This window comes from Sporosarcina cascadiensis, from assembly GCF_009650995.1.
Classification (GTDB): domain Bacteria; phylum Bacillota; class Bacilli; order Bacillales_A; family Planococcaceae; genus Sporosarcina; species Sporosarcina cascadiensis.
The window spans coordinates 109152-130549 of the sequence record NZ_WHVV01000004.1 but is presented as its reverse complement, the minus strand read 5'-3'; the positions used below and the strand labels follow the sequence as shown (position 1 = coordinate 130549).

Here is a 21398-nt window from a genome sequence, read left to right as displayed (position 1 = left end):
TACTAATTCATAAACATTTCCGAAAAGTAAAAATGTAAGCATTTACAATTAGAAAATGGTATGTTATTTTGTATTTAGTCATAGACTATGATTAAATGAAAAGGAGAGTGAAGACATGGCGATGCTAGATTGGTTAGTAATTATTTTATTCTTTGTCGTAATGATAGTTATTGGATTTACTTCGTACAACAAAATTAGCGGGTCAAAGGATTTCTTCGTTGCCGGAGGAAAGTTGCCTTGGTGGTTATCCGGAATATCCCATCACGTCTCAGGTTACAGTGGTGCTGTATTTGTTGCATATGCTGCGCTAGCATATACTCACGGTTTTAGTATTTATATTTGGTGGGCATTAACTATTACCGTTGCTGTTATCACAGGAGCATACTTGATGGCTCCACGTTGGGCTCGCTTACGAATTAATTATGATATTGAGTCTCCCACTGAATATTTATCACTTCGTTATAATTTGCCTACCCAGCAGTTGATGGCTTGGTGTGGTGTGTTATTAAAACTATTTGATGTAGGAGCTAAATGGGCTGCTATAGGAATTCTGCTAAATGTTTTTACAGGTATTCCAATAATCTATGGAATTTTAGTATCAGGAATTGTTTCTCTTATCTATATTACAATCGGTGGATTATGGGCTGATGTTTGGACAGATTTTGCACAGTTTATCGTACAAATTGTTGCGGGTCTGGTTATGTTCTTTGTCGTAATGAATATGTTGGGTGGACCCAGTTCGCTTACAGGAATTTGGGCGCAATTACCGCAAGAAAACTCCATGTTGTTTAGAGAGCCATATACAGTCTGGTACGTCTTCTTCTACTTTTTCGTTGTATTCCTAAGCTACAATGGTGGAACCTGGAACTTGGCAACACGTTACATTTCTGCTCCTTCAGGTAAAGAAGCGAAAAAAAGCGGAATTTTATCAGGAGTGCTTTACCTTATCTGGCCATTGTTTTTATTTTTCCCGATGTGGGCTGCGCCTTTAATTCTGCCTGGCTTGGAAGATCCATCTAAACTATATGGTTTATTAGCTCAAGAATTATTGCCAGCAGGTTTGGTTGGGTTAGTACTAGCTGGTCTATTTGCTGCTACGATGTCAATGACTTCCTCTGATGCGAATACAATTTCGGCAGTTATTACACGCGATATTTTACCGGTTATGAATAAAAAGTATATTAATATGAGTCAGAAAGAGTCACTACGAATTGCTAGAATTACAACATTTACATTTACATTGATTACATTAGTTATTGGTATACAAGCTGAAAGTTTTGGTGGAGTATTAGGATTAATCATTTCCTGGTTCGGCGCACTAATTGGGCCTATCTCTATCCCGATGTTACTAGGTTTATTTCCACAATTTAAACATTCAGATTCAAAAGCTGCTATCAGTTCCATATTGGCAGGTTTACTCATGTTTGTACTTACAAAGTACGCATTCACACTGCCGCTATCATTATCAGTCGGATCACCGGTTCTAGTATCTGGAATCGTCTTTATCGGTATGGGATTACTAAACCGTAATACACCTGTCAAACCAGAAGTTGAAGCTCTTATTCAAGCTGTATCTAAAGATGATGTTAAAGCATAAGGGAAGTGATAGCATTGAATCGAGAAAAGTTATTGGCATTCTACACATCACAACTTAATGATAATTTTATACCCTATTGGGAATCAAAAATCGATGAACAATTCGGTGGTGTGTTCTCCTGTATTCAAAACGACGAAGACACTATACTCAGTCACAATAAGTATACTTGGTCTCAAGGCAGATTCTTATGGATGAACAGTCGATTGCTGCAATTGCGTGAAAGATATACATTAGCGGTAAATAAAAAATGGGAAAGATCTGCTCATAAAACGTATGAATTTTTGCAATCAAATGGTAAATTAGAAAACCAGCATGTTGTAAATGCAACAGAAGCAGATGGGACAAAGATAGATACAGAATTGGATGTAAGTATTTTTGCAGATTGTTTTTATATATTAGGCTATAACGCTTATGCAAACTATGTAAAAGATCAAACTATTTTTCATGAAGCGCTGGATACGTATCGATTGGTTAAAAGAAGAATAGAAGAGAATAACTTCAAATCTGAACCTTATCCAATTCCTGATAAATTTGAGTCTCATTCGATTCCTATGATTCTGATAAATGTAGCCGAAGAACTTTATGACACGGCTATCATTTTCGATGATCATTCTTCTTTAGAATTGAAGGAAGATATTAAAATTTATTTTATCAAGATTATGAAAGATCATTTTAATGGATCCAGAATCGTAGAAATGTTGCCTAAGAGAGACGAAGATAAAGATACGTTGCTCGCACGTCATGTAAATCCCGGTCATACTTTGGAGTGTGTATGGTTTTTGTCAGAATCACTTCATCATTTTACAAGTGAAGAGCAACGAAAATACGAAATTATGCTTCTTCAGTTAATTAAAGATACACTTGCAACTGGCTGGGATAAAGAATATGGCGGACTATTCAGGTTTGTAGATGAAAAAGGTGGAAAACCGGCTGGTCGTTTAATTCATGATAGATTTGAAGAACTAATTAATGACACATGGGAAACTAAGTTATGGTGGCCACATTCGGAAGCGCTTTATACTATTTTAAAATTCGCGTTAACATATGAAGATCAGGATTTATTGTTATGGTATGAAAAGCTAGAGTCCTATGTGTTTTCTACCTTTCCTTCATCTGAAGGAAAGGAATGGACTCAAATTAGAGATCGCTTTGGTCAACCAATTCGAAAAGTTGTTGCGTTACCCGTAAAGGATCCATTTCATATCGTACGCAACTTCTTGTTAATTCAACATCTTCTGAAAGGTGATGAAAAATGGAGGTAAGTACTCTCATTAAAGATATTACTCCAGAATTGCCTATTGGTTTAGCCGGATTCGCCCATAGGGAAGCATATACTGATTCAGTATATGCTCCGATTTTTTTAAAGCTATTTTTGTTTTCAGAAGGTAAACAAACAAAAATTATTGTTATAGCTGATTTGATATGGTGGGATGATAATTTTGTAAGTGAAACAAAAGATGAAATCTGTCGAAAATATAATATAAATGTACAGGATGTTATCTTTCACGCTACTCATAATCATTCAGGACCACAGACATCAGAAAAGTTTAGTGAGCAACTTGGCAAATATGATCAAAATTATGTGAGATGGTTAAAGAATGAAGTTCTTAGAAGTTTTGAATTACTCATTAAATCACCACGTATAAAGGTTACTTTAGAGGAATATATTGGGAAATCAGAAATTGGCGTGTATCGGCGAAAGATTGTGGACGGTTCCTGTTTGATGTTACCCAATTTGACTACAGAAATTGATGACACATTGACCGTCCTGCTTTTAAAGGATGTTAATCATAAAAACGTTGCAGGATTAATACATTTTAGTTGTCATCCAACCTGTACAGATGAAAATGCAGTGTCCAGTGAATATGTTGGAGTTTGCTGTGAAAAAGTCAGTCGTGAGCTAGATGGGATACCTGTAGCTTTTCTACAAGGTTTTTCTGGCGATATACGTCCTTGTCTTATAAATGATGGAACGTTTTACAGAGGACGGCTATCTGATATGAAAGCACTTGGTTTAAGGGTTGCAGAGGATGTCAGACGAATTCTAACCAGTCAACCTGCCATAGTAGAAGAATTCCAATTCTGTACTGAGAAGCTGACTCTACCTTTGCTTTTCACAAGAGCAACAAATGAACATGAAGATAGTACGCTGATGACAGAGTGGCGAAATTTAACGAAAAATGTGGCCGATGAACAAATGCTGAATATAACTTACTGGCGGTTATCAAAAGAAGTAGGGTTTATATTTTGTAATGCTGAAATGGTTCAAAGTTATGGGCAGAAAATTGCTGGTATAGATTCGACTGTTTTACCAGTTGCCTACAGTGATGGAATGATTGGTTATGTTGCAGATGAACTACAATTGGAAGAAGGCGGCTATGAATCCAATCAATTTATTTATTACTTTAACTTAAAAGGTAAATTAAATAGAAAAAGTGCACAGAAAGTTATTTCCAATTTAGAATGCTTGGTTAGGAGGAATATAAAATGAATGCAATTCTACAAGAAGGTATAAAAGGTACTCTCACCTATAGAGTATTTAAGTCTCGAGAAGAAATGGGTGAACATTCTGCAGATCTTGCAGCAAATAAGATTAAGGCTGCTTTAAACGAAAAAGATGAGGTTCGTGTAATTTTTGCATGTGCTCCATCCCAAAATGAGATGCTAAGACACCTAGTTGAAACTCCGGATATCGATTGGTCCCGCATCGTGGGTTTTCATATGGACGAATATATTGGACTTCCAGAAGATTCTACTCAATGGTTTAAGTTCTATATTGAAAATCATTTACTATCTAAAGTTTCGTTAAAAGAATTTCATTTTATTGATGGAACTAAATCTCCAGAGAAAATGATGGAGGAATATACAAGTTTATTGAATGAAGCTGAAATTGACGTTGTGTGCTTAGGTATCGGTGAAAATGGTCACATTGCTTTCAATGATCCACCAGTAGCTGATTTCAATGATCCGTTTATGATAAAAGAAGTGCAATTAGATCAATTTAGTCGCCAGCAACAAGTAAATGATGGTTGTTTTGAAACTTTGGATGAAGTTCCGACTCATGCGCTTTCCCTGACAATCCCCGCATTAATTAGGGCGAAAAGGATGGTTTGCACGGTGCCGGGCATTACGAAATCCCGAGCAGTCAAGGAGACATTATCTAATGAGATTTCTACAGATTGTCCTTCAACTATTCTTAGAAAACACAATGATGCTTATCTAATTATGGATAAATCTGCTTTTGGAGAATACTATGATTAAATTTAAAGGTAATACTCTTGAAGGAAAGTCAGTAGAAGTAACGATTGAGTCAGGTTTAATTAAAACTATAAAAGATATTAATTGGGATCCCACATTACTCACGATTGCACCGGGCTTAGTTGATATACAAATTAATGGATATAAAAGTCATGATTTTAATGCTGCTCCGCTAAGCGAAACTGATTGGGAACATGTTATTCAAGAATTACTGAATATAGGAGTAACCACTTTTTATCCGACGGTCATTACTAATAGTATTGAACGGCTGAACTATATTTTTCAAGAAAATGTAGACGTGTTATCAAAAAGACCAGATTTAGTTAAGCATATCGGCGGTTTCCATTTAGAAGGACCATTCTTATCACTGGAAGATGGACCACGTGGAGCGCACGAGAAATCTTTCATTAAAAAACCGGATTATGAAGAATTTCTCTCTCTCCAAAAATCCGCTAAAAAAATGATAAAAATTATTACGATGTCACCTGAGTGGGAAGGGTCTGACGCATTCATCAGATCAGTAGTTGCAGATGGAGTCAAAGTTGCAATTGGACACACGTCAGCAAATACAACGCAAATTCGGAATGCAGTAGAGTCTGGAGCAAGTATTTCAACACATTTAGGCAACGGGGCCCACGTTTTAATGAAACGGCATCCAAACTACATTTGGGATCAACTTGCAGAAGACGCGCTGTGGACAAGTGTAATTGCAGACGGCAATCATCTTCCGGAAAATGTAATAAAAGTTATGAAACGTGTAAAAGGTAAAAAGCTAATTCTAGTCAGCGATAGCGTAGCGTTAGCAGGTATGCCTGCCGGAAAATATCAAGCGTCTGTTGGCGGCTCTGTAACATTAACTGAAAGTGGCAGACTTCAATTGTCTGATCAACCTGAATTATTGGCTGGTTCAGCACAGAATTTATTACAAGGTATAGAGTTTCTTGTGAAAAATAATATTGATACTCTTGATGAAGCAATTAGAAGAAGCTCAATATTTCCAGCGAAGTTTATGGGGCTTGAATTTGAGGGCCTTAAGGTTGGAGCAAAAGCAGATTTAGTATTACTAAATACGTCAGGGACAGTTTTTGAGGTAGAGGTAGTATTTAAAGAAGGGATACTTAGGAAAGGAGAATTTTGAAATGTCTAAAATAATTGCTGATTATTATTCTGAGATCAAAAAGTATTTGGATGAAATAATAAAAACAGAGTCGGATCAAATAAAAAAAGCAGCTGAGATGGTGGCATCCCATATTAGTGATGATAAGATATTTTACGTATATGGACCAGGAGGACATTCAAACTTAGCATCACAAGAAGTATTTTTTAGAGCGGGTGGGCTAATGCACGCAAGTGCAATTTTAGATGAAGGAACATTATTAAGTGGCGGTGCACTCAGGTCAATGGCAATTGAAAGAACGCCGGGATATGGAAGGATTGTTATTGATGATTATAACTTGCAAAATGGCGATTTGCTCATCCTTACAAATGCTTATGGTATCAATGCAGCTACTATTGATGCTGCTTTGGAAGCGAAAGATCGTGGAGTTACTGTGATAAGTATCAGTTCATTTTCGCATGCAAATAATACACCAGAAAATCATCCTGCCAGACACCCGTCAAAATTAAATCTTCATAATATCAGTCATTTAAGTATTGATTCAAAAATACAAGTTGGGGATGCTGTAATAAATATAGAAGGACAAGAGCAAATGGTGGGTGCTATGTCTACATTTGCCAATGCTTTTATACTTAATGCCATTACATTAGAGACTGTTGAAATACTTGCTAGAAAAGGTATAAGTCCGCCAATTTGGAAGAGTGGGAATGCAACAGGCGGTGATGAATGGAATAATCAGTTTATATCACGTTTTAAGGGAAAGATAAGGAAATTATAAGCAGATCGGGTATAATGGAAGGAGAGGATTAAATAGAATTGGAGAAATTTCATGATAAAAGGAACTAGTTTTTTACGAGAGAAAAATAAAAGAAGACTTCTGGCTAAAGTCAGAGAACTAAATGAAACATCACGACAAGAATTGGTTAATTTAATGGGAGTAAGCAAAAATACGGTTTCTCTCATAGTTGATGAACTAATTAATGAAGGTATTATTGTAGAGAAAGGTAGTAAAGAACCAGGATTAAAAGGAAGACCGCCTATACGTATTCAAATTAATCGTGAAGGATATCGGGCGATTGGTTTTACTTTCAATCAATACGAACTCAAGTATATTGTAGTTGATTATTATGGTGATACAGTGGAAGAACGGACGATAAATTTAAATGGTACGGATCATGAATTAGTCTTGTCGAGAATAACTGAAATCATAGAGAGTCTTATAGCTAAATACAAATTAATAATAGGGATAGGAATTGGTGTCCCGGGTATCGTAGATGTCGATGAAAAAATGATCTTAACTTCAACATCCCTTAATTGGAAAGAGGTCTCTTTCAAGAAACTGAATGCATTTACCGTGCCAATCCATATCCACAACAGTGTGAATATGGGTGGTTTAGATGCAATGATTAGAAACGGATTTGTTGAGGATGAGGGCATTTTTTATATTCGTGTAGGTGAAGGAGTAGGCGGATCATATTTATATGGTAAAGAAATCATTTATGGCGCCAGCTGGACAGCAGGCGAGGTAGGTCATATTTCCATAGACAGCCAGGGACCTAAATGCCGTTGCGGTCAGGTTGGCTGTTTAGAAATGTTGATTAACCATCGCTCCGTAATTAACAAGCTGAAAAAAGAAGGAATTGAAATTGCGATGAAGGGAGAGGATTTATTTTTTACAGACGAACAATTGAAATCACTCAGTATTCAAAGCGTGATTGGTGAAAATGGAGCCTATTTAGGAAGAGCCCTTATTCAGATTATTCATCTGATTAATCCTAAGTATATTTTGATTGATAGTTCATATAATCAATTTGATGTTTTTAGTAAGCAATGTGAACATATGATAAATCAGCATACATTGCCTGCTTCTATCAGGTCTACTAAAATCACATTTGAAAATCAGCGAAATAGTCTTTGCAAAGGTTCTGCACTGGTTGCAATCTTATACTATGAAAATTATACAAACACTATTTAGATAAATTTAAATAAAAAATCTTTTAGGATTGACATCTCTTACAGTTGTCCTTTATGTTAGTTATAGATTTTTTATTTTTCTATTAATTTACTAAACCGGTTTAGTAAATGAGTCTGGAGGTGATTTATTTTGAAAGTTACCATGTTAGAAGTTGCGAAACAAGCAAATGTATCCAAAAGCACTGTCTCGCAATACATCAATAAAAGGTATGAATATATGTCTCCCGATACTAGGAAACGTATTGAACAGGCAATAGAGGAACTGGATTATGTTCCAAATTCGATTGCTAAAAGTCTTAAACAAAAAAAGACCAAGACAATTGGCGTAATAGTTGCAAATATTCTACATGAATTTTCTACTGAGATCATTCGCTCGGTAGGAAATGAATGTGATAAGAACGAATATCATATTTTTGTTTGTAACGCAGATGATGATCCAAAGAAAGAAAGAGGATATATCGACAATTTACTTGCAAGACAAGTGGATGGTCTCATTATTATTCCTACAGACGGCAATGGAACATATTATAGTGATCTATATAAAAGAAAGGTTCCTATCGTGTTTCTGGACAGAAAGACCACTACAACATCTTATCCAACCATAGTTTTGGATAATGAAGAAACTGCGAGGCTGGCAGTTGAACGTATTGTTCATGAAGGCAAAAAGAAAGTGGCTGTGGTGGGTACTTCTTTAGATAAATATATTAGTCCAAGGATTGAGCGTATTGAAGGTTACAAAAAAGCTTTAAAACACTACGGATTGAAGTCTGAGCCTTCATGGGTTATAGCTGAGGAACGTTTGAAGATTCAAATGGAATTGATCAAATTATGGGATTCACCTGGACAGAAACCTGATTCATTTTTCGCAATTAATGACATTGCACTAATTGAACTATTATACTTCGTGAAAAAGTTAAAAGCTGATGTACAGGAACAACTAACAATCGTGGCTGTTGATAATTCACCATTCCTAGATATATTACAAAGCAAAATATCGATTATTCATCAACCGACCCGATTAATGGGCGTGTCAGCTGTTGAACTTTTAATGCAAATGATAAACACAGACAGCATTGAAATCGAACAGCCTTTAAAGAAATTTACACCCACAATATCTAGTTAAAGAGGAGAGAGGGAAATGAGGCAATTCAGAGTGTTGACGATCGGTGATTCGATGATCACGATGACCCCGTTAAAAGAAGGCCCAATGAGAATGAACCATTATTTTGAGCGTAAAGTGGGAGGTGCTGAACTGAACTTTTCTATTGGGATGGCACGCCTCGGACTAACACCTTCCTTCATATCCAGGGTAGGAAAAGATGAATTCGGTCAGTATATTTTCAACTATTTAAGAGGTGAAGGAGTAGATGTTTCACAGATTGATTTCGTGGAAAATAAATCAACGTCTCTAAACTTCCGTGAAATTTTTAATAATGGTGACAGCCGAACTTATTATTATCGCACAAATGGGCCTATCTTATCGTTAGAACAGCAGCATTTAAAAGAAGAACACATTAAAGAGATGGATTTAATTCACCTTTCGGGAGTCTATTTGGCTCTCGATTCAAGTACGCTAGACATCGTTTTAAGAATAGTAGAAATAGCGAAGAAATACAATATACCCGTTTCATTTGACCCGAATCTTCGTTTGAAGTTATGGAGCATTGAAGAAGCTAGAGAAGCGTTTGAAAAGATTTATCCATTTGTTCAAATTTTCCTAACAGGGGAAGAAGAGATTGAACTGCTAATCGGGAGTGCTAATAAACCGGATATCGAAATCTTTACCGGGAAGCATACTATTTCTCATTTTGTGATGAAACGCGGTCATCGAGGTGCTTCATTATTTACAGATGGTGAATGGTACGATCGCGGGATTTACCAAGTTGATGCAGTGGATACCGTTGGAGCCGGTGACGGTTTTGATACAGGATTTATTTACGCCTATTTGAATCAATTAGAACCACTCGATATGCTGACCTATGGCAATGCTGCAGGAGCCCTCGTAACTACAGTTGTTGGAGATAATGAAGGACTGCCGTCACTGCATGAACTTGAAGCTTTTATAAATGGAACAAAGTCTATTGAAAGATAATTTTGGGAGGTTTTTAAATGGATTCAGTCATTAAAAGTATAGAAGAACAACGTGTCGTTGCGGTAATACGTGCAGATACTGCTGAAGAAGCAATAGCTATTATTGAGGGTGCGGTAGCAGGAGGGATTTCATTAATTGAGCTAACATACACTACTCCGGATGTAGCGGAAATATATGAAAAAACTCGCCATTTATCATTTACTTTTGGAGCTGGTACTGTAAATGATATTGAAACAGCAAAAGAAGCAGTTGAATTAGGAGCTGGATTTATTGTCAGTCCATATTTTGATCCTGAGGTTGCTGACTATTGTATGAATGTACAGATTCCTTATTTTCCAGGCTGTATGACTGTTAAGGAAATGATGATAGCAAAGAAAGCAGGAGCACCGATCATAAAACTATTTCCTGCAAATCATTTTGATTCATCGTTCATAAAAGCTGTGAAGGGTCCTTTACCTGATGTGAAGATTATGCCTACTGGCGGAATTGGGCTGCACAACCTTTCGGAATGGCTGCAAGCAGGGGCTATTGCTGTTGGAATTGGAAGCGATTTAAATAAAGCATATGCTGAAGGCGGAGTAGCAGCAGTTACTGATATTTCAAAAAAATATACAAGATTGGTGAAGGGAGTACAAGTCTGATGAAAATGACATTTCGATGGTATGGTGTTAATAACGACACAATTGAATTAAAGCAGATCAAGCAAATTCCTAATGTCGAAGGAATTGTATGGGCTCTTCATAAAAGGCCTGTAGGCGAAGTTTGGCCAATCGAAGAAATCGATGAAGTATTACAACATATCCAAGACAATGGATTTCATGGCGAGGTTGTAGAGAGCGTAAACGTACATGAAGATATCAAGCTGGGGTTAGACTCCCGTGCCCGTTATATTGAAAATTATAAAGAAACAATACGCAACCTGGGCTCCAGGGGTGTAAAGGTTATATGTTATAATTTCATGCCGATTTTTGATTGGACCAGGACTGATTTATTCTATCCGCTTGAAGACGGTTCCACTGCTCTTTTCTATGACCATTCAAAAATTACGAAGATGACTCCGTCTGAGCTTGTTGAAGAAGTTTCAAAGTCATCAAAACTGACTTTACCTGGTTGGGAAAAGGAAAAAATGGCTCAACTAAAAGAGTTATTTGAGCAGTATGAAAACATCTCTGAAGAAGACTTGTGGAGTAATTTGGAATACTTCTTATTAGAAATATTACCTGTGGCCGAGGAAGCAGGGATCAAGATGGCTATCCATCCAGATGATCCGCCATTTTCTATTTTCGGTTTGCCGAGGATTATGACAACTGAGAAAAGTGTAGAGCGTTTATTGCAGATTTCTCCATCTCCTTCAAATTGTCTAACTTTATGCACTGGTTCATTTGGTGCTCGTTCTGATAATGATGTAGTGGCATTGACCGAGAAATATTTAAAGAACTCTCCATTTACACACGTTCGCAATGTAAAACATTTTGAAGACGGAAGTTTTGTTGAAACATCTCATTATACAACTGATGGTTCAATTGATATAGCGGGCGTAATTAAGCAATACGCAGATCAGCAATATGAAGGCTACGTGCGACCGGACCATGGCAGACATCTATGGGATGAAGAATGCAGAGCGGGTTATGGTTTATACGACCGTGCACTTGGAATTATGTATTTACATGGACTTTGGGATGCTTACTCCAGAAAGAGAGGAAACTAATATGTATCCAATACACTCATATTTCAAAAATAAAACTGTGGTGATCACTGGCGGCAGTGGCATTTTATGTTCTGAAATGGCTCGTGCTCTATCAAAACAACAAGCTAATATTGTGATTTTAAATAGAACTTTAGAAAAAGGAGAGAAAATCGCAGATGAGCTTCGTTCACTCGGCGGGCAGTCGATGGCATTGTCTGTAGATATCTTAGATAAAGACTCGCTTTTAGATGCAAGAACGCAAATTCTAGATAAGTTTGGCGCTATCCATGTATTGATTAATGGTGCGGGTGGTAATCATCCAGATGCGATTACATTTGATGAATATTTCATTGAAAACAGTAAGGGAAATACATTCTTTGATTTAGACGAAACTGGATTCAAACAAGTCTTTGATACAAACTTCCTGGGAACATTCTTAGCTACCCAGGTCTTTGCTGAAGAATTGCTGAAAGTCGATCAGTCATCCATTTTAAATATTTCTTCTATGAGCGGGTATAGTCCTCTGACAAAAGTACCTGCATACAGTGCTGCGAAATCGTCAATAAATAATTTTACACAATGGCTGGCAGTGTATTTTGCCGGAACATCCATCCGAGTTAATAGTATTGCGCCTGGATTTTTCTTAACGGATCAGAATAGAGCTTTACTTACGAACGAAGACGGCAGTCACACAGATCGGGCAGAAAAGATATTAAGCCAGACACCTTTAAAAGAGTTCGGACAGCCTGATGATCTAATTGGCGCCATGCTCTTTTTGACAGATCCTCACTATTCAAGATTTATTACAGGAATCATCATTCCTGTAGATGGCGGTTTCTTAGCATACTCCGGTGTGTAACATCGATTAATAATTATCAAGGGCGAAATGTTGGTAACAAAAATAGACCTCAGACAATTCAAAAGGAATTGTCTGAGGTTTATTAGATTTTGGATTAGAATAAAATAGAATTAATTTTAAATATCATTTCTTGTAGATTCTCTAACTACAAGAGAGGAACGTAAAGAATATACCATTTTTTCATTTGTACCTTTATCTATTTGCATAATTAAGGTATTCACTAGAGACTGGGCAATACTATCATTTGAAACACCGACACTAGTTACAGGTACTTCCAGATTGCTCATTTGAGGAATATTATCGTATCCGATAATTGAGATATCTCTTGGAATATGAATGTTCTTTTCCTGAAGTCCTCTTATAACTCCTGATGTTATATCGTAACTTGAACATATAACTCCGTCGGGAAGATTCGTATCCTCTTCTAAAATCTCCTGAATGCAATTATAGCCGTTTATCCAATCGAGTCCTTTACTATTAAATACAGAGTGATCTATTTCAAACTTTTCAGTTGCATGGATAAAACTGTTTAATTTGGCCAGTTGCCGATCGTCCCGGCTGTCAGTATCACCAATAAACGCCAGTCTTTTGTATTTTCTTTCACTGAAAAACTGAACAGCCTGTGAAATTGCTCCTTCGTAATCTACATCTACAATTGAAAAGTTCTTTTGGGGCGAATTTACACCATATGCGATAATGGGTATATTTAAATGGTTTCCCGTAAAGTCAGTCATTGCCTGCTCATCAAAAGCGATGACCCCGTCCACTTGAAATCTTTGAAATTGCTGTAAGGAAATCTCAATTTCATCTATCGATAACAAAATGTTATATTCATTATGTTTAGCGTGTTCATTTATTTTCGAAATGATAGCTGCCGGAGCAATTCTTTCAAGCGTTGGCCAAATGACACCAATTGTTTTCGATTTTTTTTGTACCAGTCTTTGCGCTGCAAAGTTTGGTTGATAGCCTAATTCCTCAGCAATTTTAATAATTTTTTCTTTAGTAATCGGCTTTACCAAAGGACTGTCATTTAACGCTTTCGAAACAGTGGAATAGCTCACATTTGCTACTTTTGCTATATCTTTAATTGTCACAGCCATATGTCCTACCACAAATCCCCTCGTTCAATACTATACTGTTTTATATTCTAATACGATTCATATAACTGAATTAAGTGAATTTCAGATTCTCTAATTACAACAAAACTTACCATTGCTTTTCCATTTGTCGGAATAATCTTTTATAGTTCTTGCAATCTATCATATTATAACATATAATTAAAAATAATAATAACAACGTTGTTATTATTAATGAAAGCGTTTACTAATATTAGAAATGGGGGACTTGGTTTGAAAAAGTTTTGGTTATCTTTACTTGTTGGTTTGATAGCAGTCGTCATGGCAGCATGTGGTGGAGATGAAGGCAGTGAAGATGGGAGTGCGAGTGCAAGCGGGGAGAAGACTATTACGTTGAAAATGGCGGATAACCATCCAGATGATTATCCTACTGTTGTCGGCGATAAAGAGTTTGCACGTCTTGTTGAAGAAAAAACTGATGGCAAGTATAAGATTGAAGTCTATTCAGGAGGACAATTGGGCGATGAAAAAAGTGTCATTGAGCAGCTTCAGGTCGGTTCAATTGATTTATCCCGTGTTAACGTAAGCCCTGTATCTGAGTTTTCAGACCAAATTGGCGTTCTTGGACTGCCTTATTTATTTGAAGATGAGGATCACAAATGGGATATTTTGAATGGTGAGATCGGTGAAGAGTTATTGGAAAGTTTAGATGATGCGAAGCTTGTAGGATTAGCCTATTACGATTCTGGTGCACGAAATTTTTACAATTCCAAGCGCCCAGTTTCCAAACCAGCAGACATGAAAGGTTTGAAAATCCGTGTACAGCAATCTGATATCTTTATTGAACTTGTAAAGTCTCTTGGCGCATCCCCAACTCCTATGTCTTATGATGAAGTATATTCAGGAATTCAAACAGGAGTATTAGACGGAGCTGAGAATAATTTCCCGAGTTACTATTCTTCAAATCATTTTGAAGTTGCGAAATACTACACAATTGATCAGCATTCTAACGTTCCTGAAGTAGTTTTAGCTTCCGCTTCTCTATGGGATAAACTAGATGAAGATGCAAAAAAGGCTTTTAAAGAAGCTGCAATGGAATCACAAAAAGTTCAACGCGAAGCATGGGACAAGTTGACGGCAGATTCAGAAAAAGAAATTTTGGCTGCTGGAAATGAAATTACAGAAATAGATGACCCGGCTGAGTGGAGAGAAGCAGTACAGCCTTTATACGACAAGCATGGGGAAAAGTATAAGGAATACTTAGACAAGATAAAAAAATAAATTCATTCAGGAGTCAGCCCTCTGAACATGGGGGGCTGGCTCAAAGAATTAACTAATCAAGGTGTATTAGATTGGAATAGCTTTTTTAATTAAATAATTTTTTATATTGCGTTTTGACCAACCTTCAATACATACTTCTCAATTTGTAATTTAATAAAGTTTGTTTTTAAGATACTTCAGGCTGAATAATAATTTGAAACCGAAAATGTTTTTCCTGACTCATATGCTCTATATCCCTGTTCGTGTTATTGACAGCTCGGATTTTCTACATATGTTGTGATTTCAAATAAATCTAAAGGAGGATTTGGCTATGAGTAGTTTGCAAAAAGTTAAATACCACTTTGACCGTACTGTAAACTTTATTGCACTTTCAATGGTGCTGATTATGAGTGTAGTTGTAATAACACAAGTTTTCACTAGGAACGTTCTAAATTACACACCAAGATGGTCTGAGGAATTTTCCATGTTGTTGCTTGTCTGGATAACTTTTTTAGGAATTGCTGTTGGATTCAGAGAGAAGCTGCATATTGGGGTCAGTGTTTTTGTTTCATTAATGCCGAAACCAATCCAGAAGGCAACAGTATGGATTTCTAAAATTATTATAATTGGCGTGAGCTTTCTATTTATCTACTATGGTTTACAGTTTACAGTTCTTATGGGTGGTTCAACAATGGCAGGAACTGGTTTTCCTACGAGTGTATTATATGCCTCAATTCCCGTTTGCGGTTTTCTAATGTTGATATATGGAATTGAATTACTTTTTCACGATGACATTCATACAGATTTGTCTGACACTCCAGAGGAGGAAGTATAAATGGGAGTATTAATTTTAATTGGCGGCTTTATATTACTTTTGATTATTAGAGTACCTGTTGCGCTTTCGCTCGTTGTGTCATCTCTTTTAACAGGTCTATACTTAAATATTGACTTGGCTGCAATAGTTCAAAGAATGGTAAGTGGAGTTAATTCATTCTCACTATTAGCCATCCCGTTTTTCATTTTAGCCGGTGAAATTATGAATGAAGGTGGAATTTCGAGAAGACTAATTGACTTATCAAATGTATTAATTGGAAGAGTACGCGGAGGACTTGCAATGGTAAATGTATTGGCAAGTACATTTTTCGGCGGCATTTCGGGCTCAGCAGTTGCGGATGTTTCTTCGATTGGGTCAGTCCTGATTCCTATGATGAAAAAGAAGGGCTATGATTCCGATTATGCAGTAAGTGTTACAGTTTCCAGTGCTGCTCAAGGTGTTATGATCCCGCCTAGTCATAATATGATCATTTACTCAACTGCTGCGGGCGGTGTTTCTGTAGGTGCTCTATTTATGGGTGGAATTGTTCCGGGTCTACTGCTTGGTTTAGTTTTGATGATTCTTACTTATGCAATAGCAGTTAAAAGAAATTATCCAAAAGGTGAGCCTATTAAAAAAGAAGACGTTCCCCGTATTTTGAGAGAAGGATTTTTAGGTTTGTTTACTGCAGTGATCATTATCGGTGGAATTGTCAGTGGTATTTTCACAGCTACTGAATCTGCTGCAATCGGTGTACTTTACGCATTTATCATCTCTTTCTTTGTCTATCGGGATATCCCAATCAGCAGAATGGGAGTTATTTTAAAGCGTACTTTTTACACACTTTCCATGGTTATGTTTTTAATTGCTGCATCATCAGGTTTTGGATGGTTATTGGCATTACTGAAAGTTCCGGCAATGGTAACAGATTTATTGATTTCTGTTTCGCCTAATGATTTCGTCACTTTACTTTTAATTAATATTATATTATTGGTTTTAGGAATGTTCATGGACATGGCGCCGTTAATTCTGATTGTCACACCTATTTTATTACCGGTTGCACTTAGTATTGGACTGGACCCTGTTCACTTCGGGGTTATGCTTATATTAAACTTATCAATCGGCCTTATTACTCCACCAGTTGGCACTGCGCTCTTTGTAGGGTGTGCTATTGGTAAAATACCTATTGAAAGAGCTTCACTGGGTATGTTGCCCTTCTATGGAGCGATGGTCATAGTTTTGTTACTTGTTAGTTTCATTCCGCAACTTTCGTTAACACTGCCAGATATTTTACTAAAATAAAGGAGCGATATTTTATGAAAAAATTTATGGATGATACATTCCTGCTGTCAAATGAATTAGCGATTAACCTATTTGAAAAACATGCAAAAAATATGCCCATTATCGATTATCACTGCCATTTGAATCCACAGGAAATTGCTGATAACAAATCTTTTAAAAACCTGACGCAAATTTGGTTATATGGTGATCATTACAAATGGCGTGCAATGCGTGCAAATGGAATCGATGAATTTTACATCACCGGTCAGGCAACAGACTATGAGAAATTTATGGCATGGGCTAAAACAGTTCCTATGACAATTGGAAATCCACTTTATAATTGGACGCATTTAGAACTGCAGCGCTACTTTGGTATCTATACCGTATTAAATGAGGACACGGCAGAAGAAGTTTGGAATCGGGCAAATGAGCTCTTGCAGACTGACGATTTCGGAGTCCAGCAATTGATAGAGCGCTTTAATGTAGAAGTTATTTGTACTACTGATGATCCTGTTGACGATTTGTCCCATCATGAAAGAGTTGCAGCTCAGCAACATTTTAAAACAAAAGTATTACCTAGTTTCAGGCCTGACAAAGTGTTGAATATTCATTTATCTACTTTTGAAGATTGGATTAAAAGCTTAGAACATGTTGTAGGCTACTCTTTATCTGAATTTACTTCACTGCTCAACGCATTGGAAGAAAGAATTCAATACTTTCATGACAGGGGCTGCCGGGTTTCAGATCATGCGCTCGATACAGTAACGTATAACGAGGTTACTGAAGACGAAGCAGCTCTTATTTATAAGAAAGCCATGCATGGAGATTCACTGACAACAGATGAAATAGTGAAGTATCGGACTTTTTTACTGCTGTTTTTAAGTAAACAGTACTCGAGTCATGATTGGGCGATGCAATACCATATGAAAGCATTGCGAAATACGAATGAAAGAAAATTGAGTCTGCTAGGCCCGGATACCGGATTTGATAGCATAAATGATGGAGATATTGCACAACCGCTTGCGAGCTTATTAAATGAAATGGAACTTCAGGAGATATTGCCGAAAACCATTTTATATTCTTTGAATCCCAACGACAACTATGTATTAGGGACAATGATTGGAAATTATCAGGGCGGTCAGCCGGGTAAAATTCAATTTGGTACTGCGTGGTGGTTCAATGATCAAAAAGACGGCATGTTGGATCAAATGAAAGCACTGGCGAACTTAGGGCTGTTTAGCCAATTTATCGGTATGTTAACAGATTCCAGAAGCTTTTTATCATATACGCGTCATGAATATTTCAGACGATTGGTCTGTGACCTGGTTGCAAGCTGGGTAGAAAACGGAGAAGTTCCAAATGACGAGAGATTATTAGGGGGTATTATTGAAAACATTTGTTATGGAAATGCAAGGAACTATTTCAAATTTGAGTAAGGAGCGTGGAAATGGAACGATTAAATAAGAACATGGCAGAAGAAATAAATTCAAGTCCTGAAAAGATTGTTCAATTTGGCACAGGGAATTTTCTGCGCGGATTTACAAATTGGATGATTAAGCGTTTAAATGATGAAACATTTTTCCGAGGCAGGATTGTATCAATGGCATCTACTTCCTCGAATAACTATAAGAAACTAGAGGAACAAGACAATCTTTATACGTTATATATGCAGGGGTTGGTTAAAGGTAAATTAGTTGAAGAAGCCACAATTATAGATACCGTCTCCCGCACCATACCTCTGAATGAGAGATATAACGATTTTCTTCAGTTAGCGGCGGTTGATTCTGTAGAGTTCGTATTTTCTAACACAACCGAAGCGGGAATTGTATTTTGTGACGAAGACAAACTGCAAGGAAATATTAAATCATTTCCTGCTAAATTAACAGAAGCTTTATATAAGCGTTATGAGACATTTAACGGAGACAAGACAAAGGGATGGACAATTATCCCTTGTGAACTTATTGAAAATAACGGTAATGTTCTGCGCGATTTTGTCATACGCTATGCTGTACTATGGAATTTAGAAGAATCCTTCATTAATTGGATTAAGGAGTACAATTTCTTTTACAACAGTCTAGTAGATCGTATTGTACCGGGTTTTCCGACAAACCCGGATGAATATTTCGTCAAGCTGGGATATCGCGATGAACAACTTGTGATAGCCGAACAATATTATATTTGGGTTATCGAAGCACCTGCTGCCTTACAAGAAAAACTTCCATTTCATTCAGCCGGTTTGAATGTTCATTTAGTTGAAGATTTAACTGCTTACAGGGAAAGTAAAGTCTATTATCTAAATGGAGCGCATACTGCTATGACTCCTGTTGCATTACAACTGAATGAATCCTTTGTCAATCAGGCAATGGCTAACCCTATATTAAAGAAGTATGTGGAGAGATTATTTCAGGAAGAAATAACAACGTTGTTAAAATATGATCGTAACTTTCTGATGGAATATGGAGAAGAAGTCATTGCTCGTTTTGAAAATCCTACTATAGATCACCGTTTAAATGGTATTGCACTGAATGCTTCATCTAAATGGAAAACGCGCAATCTTCCTATGTTCGAAAAATATATGGAATCCTACGAAAAAGTGCCTTTACTTATGTCGCTTGGTCTTTGGAGTTGGATATTGTTTTATCGTCCCTCATCAAAACAACCAATCCAGGATGATTCTGAGGTTATTTCGAAAATGGCTGCATTCTGGGAGTCATACGAGCGTAAAGAAACGGATGCCAATGAATTAATGGCTAATATAATAAATTCGGGATTATGGGGTCACTATGTATATTCGGCTAAGCTTGCCAATCAATTAGCACAATGGCTGGTGACTTTTGAGAACAGCGGTTTCCAGCAAGTTGTATTGGAGGTAATAAACAATGAACCAAGTATTACAAATCAATAAGCATGATAATGTTGTAGTTGCTTTACAGCCAATTGCGAAGGGGTCTGCGTTTGATTTTAACGGACAGTTGATTCACGTGAAAGAAGATATACCCACCGGCCATAAAATCTCAATAGCGATGATTAATAAAGATCAAGAAATTATTAAATACGGCTATTCTATCGGGCATGCAGTGAGGGCGATAGAAATTGGTGAACATATTCACACACATAATATAAAAACGTCTTTACAAGATGAAAATCAGTATAGTTACCAACCGATAAAACACGGAAGCAACATGACGAAATCAACTTATACCTTTCAAGGATATCGACGTGCAAATGGCGATGTAGGTATTCGCAATGAGTTATGGATTGTACCTACAGTTGGTTGTGTAAACGGTGTAGCTGAACGTATAATACAAATTTTTAAAAGTGAAGTCGATTCTATAGCTCCCTTCGAATCTATAGATGTTATGAAACATTCATTTGGCTGCTCTCAGTTAGGTGACGACCATATAAACACCAGAACGATTTTAAAAGATATTATCGAACATCCGAATGCTGGCGGTGTCTTGGTGCTGGGATTGGGCTGCGAGAATAATGAGCTTTCCACATTACGTTCCTTGCTGACTGATCCTGATTCGTCACGCGTCAATTTTTTAGTAAGTCAGGAAGTCGAGGATGAAATAGAAGCGGGAGTTGCAAAACTGCATGAACTTCATCAGGCAGCGATGGGCGACCAGCGTGTACCGGTACCCATATCGGAATTAAAAATCGGATTAAAGTGCGGGGGGTCAGACGGCTTCTCAGGCATTACAGCAAATCCCTTATTGGGAAAGTTTTCTGATTTCTTAATTGCGCAAGGAGGTTCTACTGTATTAACCGAAGTTCCTGAGATGTTCGGCGCAGAAACCATACTGATGAATCGGGCAAAAGATGAGCAAGTCTTCAATAAAATTGTAGATTTGATCCAAAGTTTCAAACAATACTTTATAGCACATGATCAACCAATATATGAAAATCCTTCACCTGGAAATAAAGATGGGGGCATCAGTACTCTGGAAGATAAGTCATTGGGTTGTACTCAAAAGGCGGGGACTGCGATTGTAACCGATGTATTGGATTACGGTGAGACATTAAAGGAAAAAGGTTTGAACTTATTGAATGCTCCAGGGAATGACTTAGTAGCTTCTACAGCTCTGGCAGCTTCAGGGTGTCACATAGTGCTATTCACAACTGGACGTGGTACTCCTTTTGGCACATTTGTTCCTACTATAAAAGTTTCTACCAACAGTATGCTTGCCAACAGAAAAAAACATTGGATTGATTTTGATGCGGGTGAAATTTTAGAGGGCGTTTCCATGGATGAAGCAGCAGAAAAATTCATAGCATATATTCTTCAAGTTGCGGGCGGTACATTAGTTAACAATGAAAAAAATCACTTCAAAGAGATTGCTATATTTAAATCAGGTGTGACATTGTAAGTAAAGGAGCGGA

Annotated in this window: 19 protein-coding genes; 18 read left to right on the top strand and 1 reads right to left on the bottom strand. The window is 37.0% G+C overall.

The features are described from left to right. Window positions 1–115 precede the first annotated feature (115 nt). The 12 genes from GDZ68_RS06065 to GDZ68_RS06010 all read left to right on the top strand — a co-directional run bounded on the left by GDZ68_RS06065 (window position 116) and on the right by GDZ68_RS06010 (window position 12584). A complete protein-coding gene (locus GDZ68_RS06065; protein WP_153721381.1) occupies window positions 116–1597 on the top strand; it encodes a sodium:solute symporter family protein in 1482 nt (493 codons plus the stop codon). 14 nt (window positions 1598–1611) lie between these two features. Beyond that, the gene (locus tag GDZ68_RS06060) at window positions 1612–2859 is read left to right on the top strand and encodes an AGE family epimerase/isomerase (RefSeq protein ID WP_194841079.1); all 1248 of its coding nucleotides are present in this window, start codon (window positions 1612–1614) and stop codon (window positions 2857–2859) included. Then, the gene (locus GDZ68_RS06055) at window positions 2850–4088 is read left to right on the top strand and encodes a hypothetical protein (RefSeq protein WP_153721379.1); all 1239 of its coding nucleotides are present in this window, start codon (window positions 2850–2852) and stop codon (window positions 4086–4088) included. Before GDZ68_RS06060 ends, GDZ68_RS06055 begins: the two co-directional genes overlap by 10 nt. Then, window positions 4085–4858 (top strand): glucosamine-6-phosphate deaminase, encoded by a 774-nt coding sequence (locus tag GDZ68_RS06050; protein ID WP_153721378.1) that lies wholly within the window; start codon window positions 4085–4087, stop codon window positions 4856–4858. The genes GDZ68_RS06055 and GDZ68_RS06050 overlap by 4 nt, the downstream gene beginning before the upstream one ends. Continuing rightward, window positions 4851–5993 (top strand): N-acetylglucosamine-6-phosphate deacetylase, encoded by a 1143-nt coding sequence (locus GDZ68_RS06045; protein WP_153721377.1) that lies wholly within the window; start codon window positions 4851–4853, stop codon window positions 5991–5993. The genes GDZ68_RS06050 and GDZ68_RS06045 overlap by 8 nt, the downstream gene beginning before the upstream one ends. Window position 5994: 1 nt before the next feature. Next, window positions 5995–6750 (top strand): sugar isomerase domain-containing protein, encoded by a 756-nt coding sequence (locus GDZ68_RS06040; RefSeq protein ID WP_153721376.1) that lies wholly within the window; start codon window positions 5995–5997, stop codon window positions 6748–6750. A gap of 51 nt (window positions 6751–6801) precedes the next feature. Continuing rightward, window positions 6802–7947 (top strand): ROK family transcriptional regulator, encoded by a 1146-nt coding sequence (locus tag GDZ68_RS06035; RefSeq protein ID WP_153721375.1) that lies wholly within the window; start codon window positions 6802–6804, stop codon window positions 7945–7947. 129 nt (window positions 7948–8076) lie between these two features. Next, window positions 8077–9069: a LacI family DNA-binding transcriptional regulator gene (locus GDZ68_RS06030; RefSeq protein ID WP_153721374.1), complete on the top strand. Its 993-nt coding sequence runs from the start codon at window positions 8077–8079 to the stop codon at window positions 9067–9069. A 15-nt stretch (window positions 9070–9084) separates the two neighbouring features. Continuing rightward, on the top strand, window positions 9085–10038 hold the full coding sequence (locus tag GDZ68_RS06025; RefSeq protein ID WP_153721373.1) for a sugar kinase: 954 nt from the start codon (window positions 9085–9087) through the stop codon (window positions 10036–10038). A gap of 17 nt (window positions 10039–10055) precedes the next feature. After that, the gene (gene eda, locus GDZ68_RS06020; protein ID WP_153721372.1) at window positions 10056–10679 is read left to right on the top strand and encodes a bifunctional 4-hydroxy-2-oxoglutarate aldolase/2-dehydro-3-deoxy-phosphogluconate aldolase; all 624 of its coding nucleotides are present in this window, start codon (window positions 10056–10058) and stop codon (window positions 10677–10679) included. Next, window positions 10679–11746: a mannonate dehydratase gene (gene uxuA / locus GDZ68_RS06015; protein ID WP_153721371.1), complete on the top strand. Its 1068-nt coding sequence runs from the start codon at window positions 10679–10681 to the stop codon at window positions 11744–11746. Before eda ends, uxuA begins: the two co-directional genes overlap by 1 nt. A gap of 1 nt (window position 11747) precedes the next feature. Next, window positions 11748–12584 carry an SDR family oxidoreductase gene (locus GDZ68_RS06010; protein ID WP_153721370.1) on the top strand — a complete coding sequence of 279 codons (837 nt, stop codon included), beginning with the start codon at window positions 11748–11750 and terminating at the stop codon, window positions 12582–12584. 116 nt (window positions 12585–12700) lie between these two features. Here the strand turns inward: GDZ68_RS06010 and GDZ68_RS06005 are convergent, their stop codons facing one another. Then, window positions 12701–13678 carry a LacI family DNA-binding transcriptional regulator gene (locus tag GDZ68_RS06005; RefSeq protein WP_194841078.1) on the bottom strand — a complete coding sequence of 326 codons (978 nt, stop codon included), beginning with the start codon at window positions 13676–13678 and terminating at the stop codon, window positions 12701–12703. Window positions 13679–13894: 216 nt separating this feature from the next. Between GDZ68_RS06005 and GDZ68_RS06000 the strand changes: the two genes are divergently transcribed. The 6 genes from GDZ68_RS06000 to GDZ68_RS05975 all read left to right on the top strand — a co-directional run bounded on the left by GDZ68_RS06000 (window position 13895) and on the right by GDZ68_RS05975 (window position 21385). Continuing rightward, window positions 13895–14941: a TRAP transporter substrate-binding protein gene (locus GDZ68_RS06000; RefSeq protein WP_153721368.1), complete on the top strand. Its 1047-nt coding sequence runs from the start codon at window positions 13895–13897 to the stop codon at window positions 14939–14941. Window positions 14942–15251: 310 nt separating this feature from the next. Further along, entirely contained in the window at window positions 15252–15755 is a 504-nt protein-coding gene (locus tag GDZ68_RS05995; RefSeq protein ID WP_153721367.1) for a TRAP transporter small permease, read from the top strand. Then, complete coding sequence (locus tag GDZ68_RS05990; RefSeq protein WP_153721366.1) at window positions 15756–17036, top strand: TRAP transporter large permease; 1281 nt, start codon at window positions 15756–15758, stop codon at window positions 17034–17036. Window positions 17037–17050: 14 nt separating this feature from the next. Further along, window positions 17051–18451: a glucuronate isomerase gene (gene uxaC, locus GDZ68_RS05985; RefSeq protein WP_153721365.1), complete on the top strand. Its 1401-nt coding sequence runs from the start codon at window positions 17051–17053 to the stop codon at window positions 18449–18451. Window positions 18452–18462: 11 nt separating this feature from the next. After that, window positions 18463–19920, top strand: coding sequence for a tagaturonate reductase (locus tag GDZ68_RS05980; RefSeq protein WP_153721364.1), 1458 nt, complete (start codon window positions 18463–18465; stop codon window positions 19918–19920). Further along, window positions 19895–21385 (top strand): UxaA family hydrolase, encoded by a 1491-nt coding sequence (locus GDZ68_RS05975; RefSeq protein ID WP_153721363.1) that lies wholly within the window; start codon window positions 19895–19897, stop codon window positions 21383–21385. Before GDZ68_RS05980 ends, GDZ68_RS05975 begins: the two co-directional genes overlap by 26 nt. Window positions 21386–21398 lie beyond the last annotated feature (13 nt).